The sequence below is a fragment of the Candidatus Levibacter sp. Uisw_134_01 genome (assembly GCF_047717795.1).
GTDB lineage: Bacteria > Pseudomonadota > Alphaproteobacteria > Puniceispirillales > Marisalimonadaceae > Marisalimonas.
Genome location: NZ_CP159808.1, coordinates 2127170 through 2141777, shown reverse-complemented (window position 1 = coordinate 2141777; position 14608 = coordinate 2127170). Strand labels below are relative to the sequence as shown.

Annotated in this window: 13 protein-coding genes; 6 read left to right on the top strand and 7 right to left on the bottom strand. The window is 29.3% G+C overall.

The genetic code is table 11. From position 1 onward, the window contains the following. Positions 1–8: 8 nt before the first annotated feature. From ispE to ABXT66_RS10840, 3 genes are read right to left on the bottom strand one after another with little or no spacing between them, the layout of a single operon-like run. Positions 9–917, bottom strand: coding sequence for a 4-(cytidine 5'-diphospho)-2-C-methyl-D-erythritol kinase (gene ispE, locus ABXT66_RS10850; RefSeq protein ID WP_443643530.1), 909 nt, complete (start codon positions 915–917; stop codon positions 9–11). Further along, positions 910–1569 carry a tetratricopeptide repeat protein gene (locus ABXT66_RS10845; protein ID WP_443643529.1) on the bottom strand — a complete coding sequence of 220 codons (660 nt, stop codon included), beginning with the start codon at positions 1567–1569 and terminating at the stop codon, positions 910–912. Before ABXT66_RS10845 ends, ispE begins: the two co-directional genes overlap by 8 nt. Beyond that, a complete protein-coding gene (locus ABXT66_RS10840; protein WP_443643528.1) occupies positions 1554–2480 on the bottom strand; it encodes a hypothetical protein in 927 nt (308 codons plus the stop codon). Before ABXT66_RS10840 ends, ABXT66_RS10845 begins: the two co-directional genes overlap by 16 nt. Positions 2481–2628: 148 nt before the next feature. Here ABXT66_RS10840 and ABXT66_RS10835 point away from each other — a divergent pair, with 148 nt between their 5' ends. From ABXT66_RS10835 to ABXT66_RS10815, 5 genes are all read left to right on the top strand, one after another. Continuing rightward, positions 2629–3441 (top strand): uracil-DNA glycosylase, encoded by an 813-nt coding sequence (locus ABXT66_RS10835; RefSeq protein WP_443643527.1) that lies wholly within the window; start codon positions 2629–2631, stop codon positions 3439–3441. Beyond that, complete coding sequence (locus tag ABXT66_RS10830; RefSeq protein ID WP_443643526.1) at positions 3438–5210, top strand: lytic transglycosylase domain-containing protein; 1773 nt, start codon at positions 3438–3440, stop codon at positions 5208–5210. Before ABXT66_RS10835 ends, ABXT66_RS10830 begins: the two co-directional genes overlap by 4 nt. An 18-nt stretch (positions 5211–5228) precedes the next feature. Continuing rightward, on the top strand, positions 5229–5771 hold the full coding sequence (gene moaB / locus ABXT66_RS10825) for a molybdenum cofactor biosynthesis protein B (RefSeq protein WP_443643525.1): 543 nt from the start codon (positions 5229–5231) through the stop codon (positions 5769–5771). Continuing rightward, a complete protein-coding gene (locus ABXT66_RS10820; RefSeq protein WP_443643524.1) occupies positions 5771–6457 on the top strand; it encodes a ribonuclease HII in 687 nt (228 codons plus the stop codon). The genes moaB and ABXT66_RS10820 overlap by 1 nt, the downstream gene beginning before the upstream one ends. Before the next feature lie 115 nt (positions 6458–6572). Then, positions 6573–7655 carry a site-specific DNA-methyltransferase gene (locus tag ABXT66_RS10815; RefSeq protein ID WP_443643523.1) on the top strand — a complete coding sequence of 361 codons (1083 nt, stop codon included), beginning with the start codon at positions 6573–6575 and terminating at the stop codon, positions 7653–7655. Here the strand turns inward: ABXT66_RS10815 and ABXT66_RS10810 are convergent. Genes ABXT66_RS10810 through galU form a run of 3 tightly spaced genes read right to left on the bottom strand, consistent with a single transcriptional unit; the run spans position 7642 to position 12137 of the window. Further along, positions 7642–9807 (bottom strand): malate synthase G, encoded by a 2166-nt coding sequence (locus ABXT66_RS10810; RefSeq protein WP_443643522.1) that lies wholly within the window; start codon positions 9805–9807, stop codon positions 7642–7644. The two genes, ABXT66_RS10815 and ABXT66_RS10810, sit on opposite strands and share 14 nt — an antisense overlap. Before the next feature lie 48 nt (positions 9808–9855). Next, complete coding sequence (locus ABXT66_RS10805) at positions 9856–11265, bottom strand: phosphomannomutase/phosphoglucomutase (protein ID WP_443643521.1); 1410 nt, start codon at positions 11263–11265, stop codon at positions 9856–9858. Continuing rightward, the gene (gene galU, locus ABXT66_RS10800) at positions 11265–12137 is read right to left on the bottom strand and encodes a UTP--glucose-1-phosphate uridylyltransferase GalU (protein ID WP_443643520.1); all 873 of its coding nucleotides are present in this window, start codon (positions 12135–12137) and stop codon (positions 11265–11267) included. The genes ABXT66_RS10805 and galU overlap by 1 nt, the downstream gene beginning before the upstream one ends. A 108-nt stretch (positions 12138–12245) precedes the next feature. Here galU and ABXT66_RS10795 point away from each other — a divergent pair, with 108 nt between their 5' ends. Beyond that, on the top strand, positions 12246–13565 hold the full coding sequence (locus ABXT66_RS10795; protein ID WP_443643519.1) for a UDP-glucose dehydrogenase family protein: 1320 nt from the start codon (positions 12246–12248) through the stop codon (positions 13563–13565). On the opposite strand, the gene ABXT66_RS10790 is transcribed toward ABXT66_RS10795, so the two are convergent. Further along, entirely contained in the window at positions 13555–14607 is a 1053-nt protein-coding gene (locus tag ABXT66_RS10790) for a quaternary amine ABC transporter ATP-binding protein (RefSeq protein ID WP_443643518.1), read from the bottom strand. The two genes, ABXT66_RS10795 and ABXT66_RS10790, sit on opposite strands and share 11 nt — an antisense overlap. Between the last annotated feature and the right edge of the window lies 1 nt (position 14608).

The window sequence follows — 14608 nt, the reverse complement described above, 5'->3', positions numbered from 1 at the left end:
TACATTATTTAAACTATATTTTCAAGTGTTTTAGAGGTTCTTATTCTGTTCATGTTATAATTTTTTTTTTGTCCATACCAAATAAAGTAGTTAGGATTATCCTGTTTATTAAAAAATTCTAAGAATTTTATGATTTCATTAATATTTTTAAAAATTCCAAAACATGTTGAGCCACTTCCTGTCATTCCATAAGCTGTTATAGTCTTCGATTTCTGTAAATGTGACAACACAGATGAAATCTGAGGAGCCAAGTCAATTGCTGATGATAAAAGAGAATTATGTATATTAATATTTCCAAAACGTGCGTCAGGAATGTTACTCTCATTTGAGTTGGAAGCATCATACTGCTGAAACACTTCTCTAGTTGATAAATTTATTTTTGGATTAATTAACAAAAAATAATAATTATTAATTACTTTTGTTCTTGTTATTTTATTACCATATCCTCCAAGTCTTAAATCTTTGCTATGTAGGCATGCTGGAACATCTGACCCTAAATCTATCCCTATATTATAAAGTGTTGATAAGTCAATTTTTTTTATATTATGTTCTTTATTGTATAAGTTTCTTAATAATATTAAAGTGGAAGCAGCATCTGCTGATCCTCCGCCTAATCCAGCTCCAATAGGTATTTTTTTATCTAAGTAAACTTCAAATTTTATATTCCATTTAGTTAATATTCTAAATTGGTTTATAGCTTTAAAAATTAAATTATCGTTAGGGTCAATGTTGAAATTATTAGGTGTTTTACTTTGATTAAATAAATCTTTGTTACTTTTTTTAATGTATATTTTATCAGTTAACTCTAAGAAACATATATCGCTTTCTAATAAATGATATCCATTTTTATTTTTTCCTTTAATAAACAAATTTAGGTTAAGTTTTGCAGGAGCAATTATTGAATAATATTTATTCATGTTTATTTAACTTATCTTTTAATGAATTAATCACAGTAATATTATTTTCATATTTCAATGCTTTTTTCCATTCATAAACTGCTTCTTTCGTTCTACCTAACTTCAAATAACAATCACCAAGGTGGTCCATAACTTCAGAGCTTCTTGGTAAAATCATAATTGATTTTTCAAGATAAAAAACGGAAGACATATAGTTCTCTCTTTTAAATTCAACCCAACCAAGAGTATCAAGAAAAAAACCATTATTAGGATCTAAAGATAAAGCTTTTTTAATATGATTGAGGGCCAAATCTAATTCTTCATCCCTTAGAGCTAAACTATAAGCAAAGTAGTTTAAAGTATACGTTTCTTCAGGGTCTGTTTTTAAAATCTTTATTAATAATTCTTTTGCCTTATGCCAATCTCCCATTTTATCTAAACTAGAGGCATATAAAAATAATAGACGATTATTTTCGCCATGATTTTCAATTATTTTCTTATATATTTGTATGGCTTCATAAAAATTACTTTTAGATTTAAAGTAATCTGCCATTTGCAACATAATAAATTTATTATTTGGCCATTTATCTTTAATTTTAAATAAATGTTTTTTATGTTCAGCATTTAGTCTTGATGATTTAAGTATTGATAGCTTTTTTAGATTACTGGGCAAATAAAAAAAGATTCTGAAGAAATTGAATTAAGTTTTTTTAGAGCTATTTCTTTTGATTTTTGATCATCATATATTTCAGCAAGTGAGTATTTAGCAATATCCATGTTTGGATATAAGTAAAGAGCGAGTTCTAATAAAATTTTTAGATGAGAATATGAATATTCTTGTAAATTATTTACTTTGACATTGTTATAAATTTTAGAGGCCAAAATAATATTTAAATCTGGTACTTCACTGAAAATATTTTTAGTTTTAGAAATATTTTTTATTAAAAGTTTTTTATCAAATTGATTAGGCAGATTTTTTTGAATAATAGTTTTAAATTTATCAATGTCATTAACTCTAAAATAATATCCAGCCAACAGCAGTAAATCGTTATTATTTAAATTTTTAAGATTTATGTTTTCATCTACAATTTTCTTTAATTTTTTTGATGCATAAAAGTTTTCTAAAATCAACAATTTATAAATAGAAATATCTTTAGATATATAATCAAAATTTAAATCTTTTTTTTCTTTTAGATGAAGTAACCAATAATTAATTAAAGGGACAACATCATGTAAATTCAAAAAATTTTTTATTTTTTTTGCAACAAGCAAACTTTGCTCTAATTCATAGTTTTTCAAAGTAAGGGCAAATTTTGGTAGTTCATACACAGGCCCATTTTTATTATTAATATTTAGTGAATTAGAAATATTATATGCTTGTTTAAAATTACCACTTATTAAATTTGAAATAAATTTAAGTTTTAAGAGTTCTAAATCTTTAATATTTGAGTTAAGTGTTTTAGCTGCTGTATAAGCGTCACCTTTAGAAATAGAATAATTAGCTGATAGATAAAGAGCGTTTATCGAAGGACTTTTTTTATTCGTAACCTCAATGTCTGAAAATTTGGAAATATTAGAATTCATAGTACAACCATAAAAACTTATGGTAAGAAATATAATTATAAATTTAATCATAAAATTAACCAAATTAAAAAATATAGCTTTAATAAAAAATCAATACAAACTAATTTAATGAGTATATTAAATGTTAAAATTTACAGGAAAGTTTTAATTGAAACAATTAGAAATTAAAAATCATGAAGAAATACTAAGTATATTAATGTTTTATCAAGACATAGGTGTTAACTTATCAATTTCACAAAATGAGCAAATACAAAAAAATAAATCCTTAGAACAAAATAAAAATTGTAAAAATATTGATAATAATACATCAATAAGTAATATAATTTTGAATGAAGAACAAAAAGCTTATGATATTGCAATTACAGCCCAAAACTTAAAAGAATTAGAAGATCTATTCAAAAAATTTGAAGGTTGCAGTTTAAAAAAAACAGCTAAAAATTTTATTGAATTTCAAGGTTATAAAAACTCTGATATTTTAGTCATAGATGGAGCACCCAATTCAGAAGAAGATATGGCTGGAAAGTCGTTTGTTTCTGAGAAGGGTAATCTCTTTGATAAAATTTTAAAGGCTATAGATTTAAAAAGAGAAAACATTTTTATAGTAAATGGAGTACCTTGGCGACCTCCAGGTAATAGATATCCAACTGAACAAGAAATAAATATTTGTAGACCCTTTATTTTTAATTTGATAAAATTAATAAAACCAAAAATTATTTTATGTTTAGGAGAAGTGGCCACTAATCAAACATTAGGTCTAAGTCAAAGTATTATTAAATCGAGAGGCCAATGGTATTCTTTAAAATCTAATTCATATTATAATAATAGTGAAATAGAAGATAATATTTATGTACTTCCTACTCTTGGCATTTCATATTTATTAATGCGACCTGATATGAAAAAAGAAGCTTGGGAGGACATGAAGTTGTTAAGAAAAAAAATAAAAGAAATTATAATAAAGTGATAAAATATTATAAAAAATACTTAATATTAATTTTCTATATTACATTTAGTCTGTCTTTAGTCAGCAATCCTTCATTAGGAGATTTTAAAGAATATACGAAAGTTTTAGCTTCTAAAGACATCAAAATTTATAAAGAAATTTTTAAAATTCAAAATAAGCCTATTAAAAATAAAAAAGCTCGAGATTGGAAAAAAATTGATGTCCTTATCAAAAAATTGGATAATAAAATATTATTGGGTAACGTCTATGCTGAGAGATACTTGCATCCAACGGGTTGGAGAAGTTCTTATAAAGATTTAAAAATATGGCTCGACAAATATAATGATCACCCAGACGCTACAAGAATTTCCAGAATAGCATTAAAAAGAAAACCTAACAATGTAAGGAGCCCTAAAGCGCCAACAAAAGGATTCTTGAATGGATATGGAACATTTAAACCAAATGCTCTAAAACCCAGATTTCCATTAAATAATAACAAGTATTCAAGGTTTTCATACTCCACTTCAATTAAGTTTAGGCGAGCAATTAATAAAAGAAACACTAAATATGCTGAGAATTTACTTAATAGCAAAAAAACTAAAAAATATTTAAATAAAAGAGAGTTATCTCAATTAAGAGCTGAATTATCTCACGCCCTTTTTATTTTTAACCTTGATCACAAAGCTATAAGACAAGCAAGATTATCTTTAAGTTTGTCGATAAAGCCAAACCCGTTAGCTTTATTGGCGGGAGGGCTAGCATCTTGGAGGAATAAGGATATTAATTTGTCAAAATATTTTTTTAATAAATTAATAGAGAATAATGACGGACCTGACGGTATTGTAGCAGCTGGTGGTTATTGGTCAGCACGAATAGCTTATATTTTAGGAGAGCCAAAAAAAGCTAATTATTATTTAACAAAAGCTGCTCTTAGAGAAAGAACATTTTATGGTTCTTTAGCAATGGCATCGCTAGGTTACAAATATTACCCAAATTTTAATTTACCAAAATATAGCAAAAATTTAATTAAAAAAATTCAAAGTCATGACGGTGGATTAAGGGCTATGGCTCTAATTGAAGTTAATGAATTTCATAAAGCAGCAAGAGAGTTTAGAAAAATAATACCTAAATTTGATATAGCTGATTATCCTCAATTGTTATCTTTTACGTCTAAAAATAATATGCCTGGTTTAACTTTTAGATTAGCTGCAATTTTAAGAAATGATCATAATAAAGTTTTTTTGGGAGGGCTGTATCCTGTGCCTTCTTGGAAAATGAGCACTTCAAATTTAAAGGATAAAGCTTTAATTTATGCAATTGCAAGGCAAGAATCTGGTTTTAACCCAAGAGCAAAGAGTTCTTCAAAAGCTATGGGTGTGATGCAAATTATACCCTCAACAGCTGCATTTATAATGAAAAATAGAGAGTATAGACTCAGAAGAAGTAAAAACTATTTACTTTATAACCCTTCACATAATATTCAGATTGGTTCAAACTATATGAAGTTCCTATTAAATTTACCAATAGTTAATCAAGACTTGATGTGGATGTTAGCAAGTTATAATGCTGGACCGGGTAATTTTAATAAATGGACAAAAAATAAAGATTATAAATATAAGGATTCTTTATTATTGCTTGAAAGTTTACCAGCTAGGGAAACTCGAAATTATATTAAATTAGTATTAACAAATTTATGGATATATAAAATAAGATTTAATCAAGAGAATGATATTTTACTTGCGTTAGCCTCAGGAAAATCGATTGATTTTAAAGTGTTTTTTAAAAAATAAAATGGAAAGTTAAGTTAAATGAACAACAAGGTAGATTTCTTACCAATTAACATAGCAATTGTTACAATATCCGACACAAGAGATTTAGAGAATGACAAATCAGGCGATGTTTTGGCACATAGAATTGAGCATTCTGGTCACAATATTGTAGCTCGTAAAATAGTAAAAGATGATTTTAAGCAGATAACTCAATTATTTCAAAATTTGATTAATAATGCAAAAACAGATGTAGTAATATCAACTGGTGGCACAGGCCTAACTGGAAGAGATATTACTCCAGAAGTAATGAAAACACTTTTTGAAAAGTCGATTGATGGTTTTGGGGAAATGTTTCGATGGTTATCTTATTCAAAAATAGGTACGTCTGCACTTCAGTCCAGAGCTCTTGCTGGTGTAACAAATGGTACTTATATATTTTGTTTGCCTGGATCACCATCAGCTTGTAAAGATGGATGGGATGATATTTTAGTTCATCAACTAGATATAAGACATAAACCTTGTAATTTTGTTGAAATTATGCCGAGACTTCAAGAACATAAAATATCAAGAATGAAAAGCTAGTGGCAAACTTTGACATAGAAAGTGCATGTCATAAGAATAATATAAAAATGATTGGTGTTGACGAAGCCGGTAGAGGTTCATGGGCAGGCCCATTAGTGGCTACCGCTTGTTGGATTGATTTTAGCAATCATAAGCTGTTACACTCAGATGTTAACGATAGTAAAAAATTAAAATCTAAAAAAAGAAAAGAAATTATTTACTCAATAAATAAATCAATTAAGTATTCTACTGGAATTTCCTCTGAAAGAGAAATAGATACTTATGGACTTACATTTGCGAATTCGCTTGCTATGAAAAGGTCTATATTTTCACTGATACAATCTTTTAAAGATTATGAAAATATAATTCACATTTATATTGATGGTAAATATAAGCCAGATTTTTCTGTTGTTGAAATTACATCTGTTGAACAAAAAAAATTAAAATTACCTTATAATAATATAAGTCCACTTGTTGAAGGTGACAGTAAATCTAAAACCATAGCTTTAGCAAGTATAATAGCTAAAGAAACAAGAGACTCTATAATGAGAAATTATTCTTATATGTATCCATATTATCATTTAGAAAATAACTTCGGTTATGGCACTTATATGCATAAAAAAGCAATTTTAAGATATGGAATATCCAAGTTACATAGAAAATCTTTTAAACCCATATCCACTATATATAGACAATCATATTTATAAATATCAACATAATGTAAATTAATTTTTAATTTTACTAAGTCATTGACTTTAGTTGGTATTTATCATTTTATCCACATATTATTCACATTTTAATCAGGTAAATTAAGTGAAAATTATGACTATTGAAAAATTTAAAAATAGGGTGTTAATAGGTGATTGCATTGAGCAAATGAATAAATTACCAGCAGAAAGCATAGATTTAGTTTTTGCTGACCCTCCATATAATTTACAGCTCAATAAAGATTTATCAAGGCCAGACCAAACAAAGGTAAATGGGGTTAATGAAAGTTGGGATAAGTTTGATTCAATTGATGATTATGATAACTATACCAAGCTTTGGATGACTGCTGCAAGGCGAGTTTTAAAGCCAAATGGAGCAATTTGGGTAATTGGTTCGTATCATAATATATTTAGACTTGGTTATATAATGCAAAACTTAGATTTTTGGTTATTAAATGACATAGTATGGAGGAAAGTTAATCCCATGCCAAATTTTCGTGGTAGGAGATTTACTAATGCCCATGAAACATTAATTTGGGCGTCAAAAACAAGTTCTTCAAAATACACGTTTAATTATGAAGCAATGAAATCATTAAATGGTGATTTACAAATGCGCTCTGACTGGTTAATTCCAATTTGTACTGGTGATGAAAGACTTAAGGACAAAGAAGGAAAAAAAGTACATCCAACTCAAAAACCAGAAAATCTTCTTAGTAGAGTGATAATGTCTAGTAGTAATGTGGGTGATATAGTGTTAGATCCTTTTTTTGGAACAGGAACAACAGGTGCAGTATCTAAAAAACTAGGAAGAAACTTTATAGGTATTGAACAAAATGCCAAATATGGCTTAGAAGCAGAAAAACGGATTAATAATGCAAAAGCAATAGATTCAAAAGAACTTATTCAAACACCAAGAAAAACATTAGAACCTCGAATTCCTTTTGGTCATTTACTAGAACAAGGTCTAATAAATCCTGGAGAATTACTTCAAGATTCTCGTAATAGATGGACAGCAAAAATTAGAGCAGACGGAAGTTTAATCTCTAAAGATAAAAAAGGATCAATACATTCGGTAGGAGCACACCTACAAGGACTTCAAGCTTGCAACGGTTGGACTTTTTGGCATATCAAGAGATCAGGTAAATTAATCTCAATAGATAATTTAAGACATGCTGCTAGAGCTGCTAATCAGGCATAGCTTTTAGCTGTATTCTTCTTCTGTGAAGAATTGGTTCTGTATAGCCAGATGGGCTTACAGTTCCTTCAATTACTAAATCAACAGATGCCTTAAAAGCAATAGAATGTTCAAAATTATATGACATAGACTTATAACTTGGGTCATTTTCATTTTGTTTATCCACTATACGGGCCATTTTTTTCATAGTTTCAATTAATTGTTCTTTTGAAAAAATACCATGTCTCATCCAATTTGCTAAATGTTGGCTTGAAATACGACAAGTAGCTCTATCCTCCATAAGACCTATGTTATTAATATCTGGGACTTTTGAACAACCTACCCCTTGATCAACCCATCTAACAACATAACCAAGAATTCCTTGAGCGTTATTGTCCATCTCCTTTTGGATATCTTCTGATGACCAGTTGTGCCCTTTTGAAACTGGTACATCAAGAATATCCTCAAGGTAATTTTTTTTATCGCTAGATTTTTCTTTTTGAATGTCAAATACGTTAATTTCATGATAATGCAGTGCATGAAGTGTTGCTGCTGTTGGACTTGGAACCCAAGCAGTATTTGCCCCACTTTTAGGATGATTAATTTTTTGTTTTAACATTTCATCCATTAAATCTGGCATAGCCCACATACCCTTCCCAATTTGGGCTTTTCCAGAAAGACCGCATTCTAATCCAATCTTTACATTATTATTCTCATATGCAGAAATCCAATTAGCATTTTTAATTTCCCCTTTGGGGATTATGGGTCCTGCTTCCATTGCAGTATGTATTTCGTCACCTGTTCTATCCAAAAATCCAGTATTTATGAACACAGTTCTTTCTTTAGCAGCTCTAATGCATTCTTTTAGATTAACAGTTGTACGTCTTTCTTCGTCCATAATACCAATTTTAAGGGTATTTTTATTTAATTCGAGTGCATCTTCAACTTCAGAGAAGATATTACAAGCAAATTTAACTTCATCAGGTCCATGCATTTTAGGTTTAACAATGTAAATAGAACCTGATCTTGAATTCATTTTTTTAAATTTTATATCATGAATAGCTATTAATGAGGTAATCATAGCATCCATAATACCCTCTGGTACTTCTTCTCCATTTTTTAATAAAATAGCCGGGTTTGTCATAAGATGACCTACATTTCTTATTAACATTACTGAACGGCCAGGAAGTTTATATTGGCCTTTAGAAGTGTTGTAAGACTTATCTTCATTTAACTTCCTTGTAAGAATATTTCCATTTTTTTCAAAAGTGTCTTCAAGATCTCCCTTCATAAGCCCAAGCCAATTTCTATATGCTAACACCTTGTCTTCGGCATCTACTGTTGCCACAGAATCTTCGCAGTCTTGTATTGTTGTTAGAGCAGACTCAATTATTATGTCGTTAATACCTGCCGAATCGTTTGCTCCAATATTTCCATTTTTGTCTATAAGTAATTCAACATGTAAGTTATTATTTTTTAGCAGTATGCAGTTAGGAGTTTCAATATCACCCTGATATCCTACATATTGATTTATATTTTTAAATTCTGTTGTAGAACTGTTGCTCAGTGTCATAAATAGAGCATTATCAACTATTTTGTAAGATACAACATCGTTATGTGAACCATTAGCTAATGGAAAATTTTTGTCTAAAAAGTTTTTAGCATAATTTACAACTTTTTTACCTCTTATTGGATTATATGAGCTTGTTTTATTAGCGTTGTCTTTTTCTGAAATAGCATCAGTTCCATAAAGAGCGTCATATAAACTTCCCCATCGCGCATTTGCAGCATTTAAAGCATATCTTGCATTTGTTACTGGCACTACTAATTGAGGGCCAGCTTTAACTGCAAGTTCAGGATCAACATTTTTCGTTTCAATTTTAAAATCATTACCGACAGGAACAATGTAGTTAATTTCTTTTAAAAAACCGATGTATTCATCTTGATTAATTGTTTTGCCAGAATGTTTTTTATAAAATTCATCAATTTGGTTTTTCATATCACTTCTAATTTGAAGTAATTTTTTATTTTGAGGGGCAAATTTATTTAAAACTGCTTCGAATTTATTCCAAAAATGTTCTGCATTTATATTAGTGTTTGGTAAAGCTTCCTTTTCAATAAAATCAACCAGTGTTTCAGCGACTTGTAAATTGCTTCGATCTAATCTTTTAGTCATTTTCATCCTCAACTACATACTTTTAATTTAATTAAATAATATCATTTATTAACTATATTCCCAAGTTAATCCTTCATTCTTTAGACGTTCTTTGACTTCCATTAACAATTTATCTTGATCCTTTTGCGATTTTCCTTCAAATCTAACTATAATTGCTTCTTCGGTATTACTAGCACGAATTAACCACCAACCCATTTCATTTTTGGCTCTTACACCATCTAGAGTAATTACATTCTCAGGACTATAATCTTTTAACACTTTGTCTATTAAACGATTGATCAATTGAAATTTAATTTTATCAGAACAATATAGTTTAATTTCAGGTGAGACATATGTTTTGGGTAAAGTTGATATGAATTTGTCTAAATTAATATTATTAGACATTAAACTTATTATTCTTATTGAAGTATAAAGAGCGTCATCATACCCATAATACTTATCTGCAAAAAATATGTGGCCTGACATTTCTCCTGCTAGTGGAGAATTGATCTCTTTAATTCTTTTCTTAATATTGGAATGTCCAGTTTTTCCAATTTCAGCATTTAAACCAAATGATATAATTTTATCATAAGCCACATAACTAGATTTTATATCTAAAATTACAGTTTGATTTTCTTTGTCATTAATTTCTAGCGAATTAGAAAGAAATGCAGTTAATAAATCTCCTGCTATTGGCCTACCTTTTTTATCAATTACTCCTATTCTGTCTCCATCACCATCAAAACCTATACCAATATCTGCATTTACCTCTTTCATTTTATCAGAAAGTATTTTTAAAGTGGATTCGTCCGTGGGATCAGGATGGTGATTAGGAAAATTACCATCAACTTCAGAATATAAGACTATATGATTTCCAGAAATTTTTTTAGTAAGATTTTCGACACATGGTCCAGACGCACCGTTACCACAGTCCCAAACTACTGTTTTATCTACTAAATTTTTATTAATACCTTTTATTGGTTCAATTATTTTTTTTATATATTGATCATTTATTGAAACACTTTTAGAAAAACCAAAATAAGTTTGAGCATAACCTTCTCTTGCAAATTTTCCTAATTTTTGTATATCATCACCAAAAAACGAATTCTGGTCTAAAACAATTTTAAACCCATTATAATCTTTAGGATTATGACTTCCAGTAATTTGAATTGCTCCATCTGCTTCAAAATAATGACTGGCAAAATAAAGCATTGGTGTTGGACCTAGACCAATTCTATAAACTTCACATCCTGATTTTTCTAAACCAGCATTAAGGTTTTCTTCAAGAATAGGACTTGAAAGTCTGCCATCCATTCCAATTACAATCAAAGGATTTTCTTTTGTAGGTAATTTTTTTTTAACAGTAATTCCATAAAAAAACCCAAGCATAAAGGCATCTTCTTTATTTAAGGTCTTCTCATAAATGCCTCTAATATCATATGAACGCAAAATAGTGGGATCAAAAAAATGTTGAAGCATTAAACATAACCATTTAAAAATTCTTCTTTTAGCCAACTTTTGAGTTTCTCACTCAAATCATCTCTTTCAATAGAAAGTTTAATATTAGCTTGAATAAAACCTAATTTAGATCCGCAGTCAAACCTGTCGTTTGTAAACTTATAACCATAACATTGTGATTTACCTATTCTATTAGCTATTGCATCAGTAAGTTGTATTTCGTTGCTTGTTCCTCTATTTTGTTTTTCAAGCTCTTTGAACACTGAAGGTTCAATAATATATCTTCCTACAACAGCCATATTACTGGGCGCTTTATCAATTGAAGGTTTTTCTATAAGACCTAAAATTTCTGTCATATTATTCTCTAAAGTTTTTCCAGGAGAAATTATACCATAGGACGAGACGTCTTGATTATTTACATCCATAATAGCTAGCATGTTTCCAGAGCTATAATTACTTATCATTTCTTTTATAGTATTTGAGCCTTTGATAAGATCATCAGCAAGAATTACAGCTACAGGTTCATTTCCTACTAAATGTCTTGCACACCATACAGCATGACCAAGGCCTGCAGGTTCCTGTTGTCTGACGTAAGCAAAAGACCCAGGTATTTTTAACATTTCCTGTGCAGTTTTTAAAGTTTCCTTCTTACCTTTTAAAAGTAAATTATTCTCTAACTCAAATGAGTGGTCAAAATGGTTTTCTATAGATGATTTTCCTCTACTAGTAACAAATATAAATTGTTCTATTCCTGCCTTCGCAGCTTCTTCAACAGCATATTGTATAATTGGTTTATCAACTACTGGAAGCATTTCTTTTGGCATTGACTTTGTAGCTGGTAGAAATCTTGTTCCCAAACCTCCAACAGGAAAAATGGCCTTTTTAATTTTCATTCACAAATCCTTGGATGTGGTGTAATTGTCATTATAAATAATTATTGTAATAAAGGTTATTCGTCAACTGCAGTTGTCAGATTAATTATAAGTCTTAAAGGAATTAAAATGAATATAACTATTTTGGGTACAGGTTATGTAGGTTTAGTATCAGGAACGTGTTTTTCTGAATTTGGTTTTGATGTATGTTGTGTTGATAAAGATAAAGATAAAATAAATAATCTTAAGAATGATATTATACCAATATACGAACCTGGTCTTCAAAATTTAGTTAAAAAAAATAAAAATTCTGGAAGATTATCATTTAGCAATGATATTGACCAAAATATAAAAAAAGCTGATATTGTATTTATAGCTGTAGGAACTCCTTCACGCCGGGGAGACGGGCACGCGGACCTTACCTATGTTTATGAAGCAGCAGAAAAAATAGCCAAAAATTTAGATGGATACACAGTAATTGTAAATAAGTCCACTGTCCCAGTTGGCACTGGTGCTGAAGTAAAGAATATTATAAAAAAAATAAACCCAGATGCTCTTTTTGACGTTGTTTCAAACCCTGAGTTTTTACGTGAAGGGAATGCTATTGAAGATTTCATGAGACCTGACAGAGTTGTTGTTGGTATTGAAACTGAAAAAGCTAAACAATTAATGTCTATAATATATAAACCTCTATATCTCATTGAAACACCTATACTGTTTACAGATCTAAATACAGCAGAACTTATAAAGTATTCTGCAAATGCATTTCTAGCAGTTAAAATATCGTATATTAATCAAATGTCTGATTTATGTGAAAAAGTTGGAGCAGATGTTCATGATGTTGCAAAAGGAATAGGTTTAGACAAAAGAATAGGAAGTAAATTTTTACACCCTGGTCCAGGTTATGGTGGATCTTGTTTTCCTAAAGATACTATAGCTTTAGTGCAAACTGCTAAGGAGTATGATTCAAATCTTTCTATAGTTGAAACTGTAGTTCAATATAATAAACAAAGAAAATCTGATATGGCAGATAAAATTATTGAAGCTTTTAATAATAATTGCCAGAATAAAAAGATATCAATTCTTGGTCTTTCATTTAAACCAGAAACTGATGATATGAGAGACAGCCCTTCTTTAGATATAATTCCAATATTAAAAGAAAAAGGTTTCGATATTTCTGTATTTGATCCAGTTGCAATGGATGAGGCCAAAAAAATATTAAAAAATATAGAATTTTCAAATAATATTGAAGAATGTCTTCAAGACAGTGATGGGTTAGTTATTTTAACTGAGTGGAATGAATTTAGAGGTTTATCAGCTACTAGGCTAAAAAAAGTTATGAAAGGGAATATATTAGTAGATTTAAGAAATTCATTAAATCCTGAGAGCTTTCAAAAAAGTGGATTTAACTTAATACAGCTAGGAAGACCAAAAAAAACTAACCTGTAATATTAGTGCCTTGCGATTTTGGTCTTTTCATTCCTTCAATTAAATTAGTCATTTCAATTTTGCCGGTTATTTTACCTTTTGTGTTTTCAATAGTAACAGGCTTTGACGGAGAATCTGACATTATTTGGAGGATGTCTTCTAATACCATATTTTCTTGAACTACTGGCCCTGTGCTTTTGGAATTTGTTGGCGTCATTATTGACTTAGCCTGAATAACTCTAGCCCTATTAATATCTTTTATGAAATCAGAGACATAGTCATCTGCTGGCTGCATAATAATTTTTTGAGGATCACTATCTTGAACCATACTTCCATCCCTAAGAATAGCTATTCTATCTCCGATTTTAAGGGCTTCATCAAGATCATGAGTAATAAAAATTATTGTTTTATGCAATTCATTTTGAAGATCTAAAAGAATATTCTGCATTTCAGATCGAATAAGAGGGTCTAAAGCAGAAAAAGCTTCGTCCATAAGCAGAATTTCAGCATCAGTTGCTAATGCTCTAGCTAGACCAACTCTCTGTTGCATTCCTCCAGATAATTGTCCAGGATAGTATGTTTCATACCCGTCTAATCCAACACGATTAATCCACTTTTTTGCTCTTTCGTTCCATTCGCTCACTGGAATATTTTGAATTGCAAGACCGTAACCAACATTTTGTAATACTGTTTTATGAGGGAAAAGTGCAAACTTTTGAAATACCATAGACATATTATTTTGTCTAAATTGGATCAGTTCCTTTTGTGATAAACTCAGAATATCTTGATCATTAACTAAGATTTCACCACTTGTTGGTTCTATTAATCTATTTAGATGTCTGATTAGTGTTGACTTACCAGATCCAGATAAACCCATTACAACCTGAATTTTTGCTTTTCTTATATCTAAGTTAATTTTATTAAGACCAAGAACACAATTACACTTTTCAAGTAATTCATCTTTCCCCATTCCACCCTTAACTAAATTTAGAGCTTCATTACTATTATCGCCAAAGATTTTATAAAGCTGGTTTACTTTGATTAATATATCATTTTTACTCATC

Coding starts and splice junctions, on each gene's coding strand:
- ABXT66_RS10795 (WP_443643519.1), top strand. CDS start 12,246: ATGAATATAACTATTTTGGGTACAGGTTATGTAGGTTTAGTATCAGGA.
- ABXT66_RS10840 (WP_443643528.1), bottom strand. CDS start 2,480: ATGAATTCTAATATTTCCAAATTTTCAGACATTGAGGTTACGAATAAA.
- ABXT66_RS10805 (WP_443643521.1), bottom strand. CDS start 11,265: ATGCTTCAACATTTTTTTGATCCCACTATTTTGCGTTCATATGATATT.
- ABXT66_RS10790 (WP_443643518.1), bottom strand. CDS start 14,607: ATGAGTAAAAATGATATATTAATCAAAGTAAACCAGCTTTATAAAATC.
- galU (WP_443643520.1), bottom strand. CDS start 12,137: ATGAAAATTAAAAAGGCCATTTTTCCTGTTGGAGGTTTGGGAACAAGA.
- moaB (WP_443643525.1), top strand. CDS start 5,229: ATGAACAACAAGGTAGATTTCTTACCAATTAACATAGCAATTGTTACA.
- ABXT66_RS10815 (WP_443643523.1), top strand. CDS start 6,573: ATGACTATTGAAAAATTTAAAAATAGGGTGTTAATAGGTGATTGCATT.
- ispE (WP_443643530.1), bottom strand. CDS start 917: ATGAATAAATATTATTCAATAATTGCTCCTGCAAAACTTAACCTAAAT.
- ABXT66_RS10810 (WP_443643522.1), bottom strand. CDS start 9,807: ATGACTAAAAGATTAGATCGAAGCAATTTACAAGTCGCTGAAACACTG.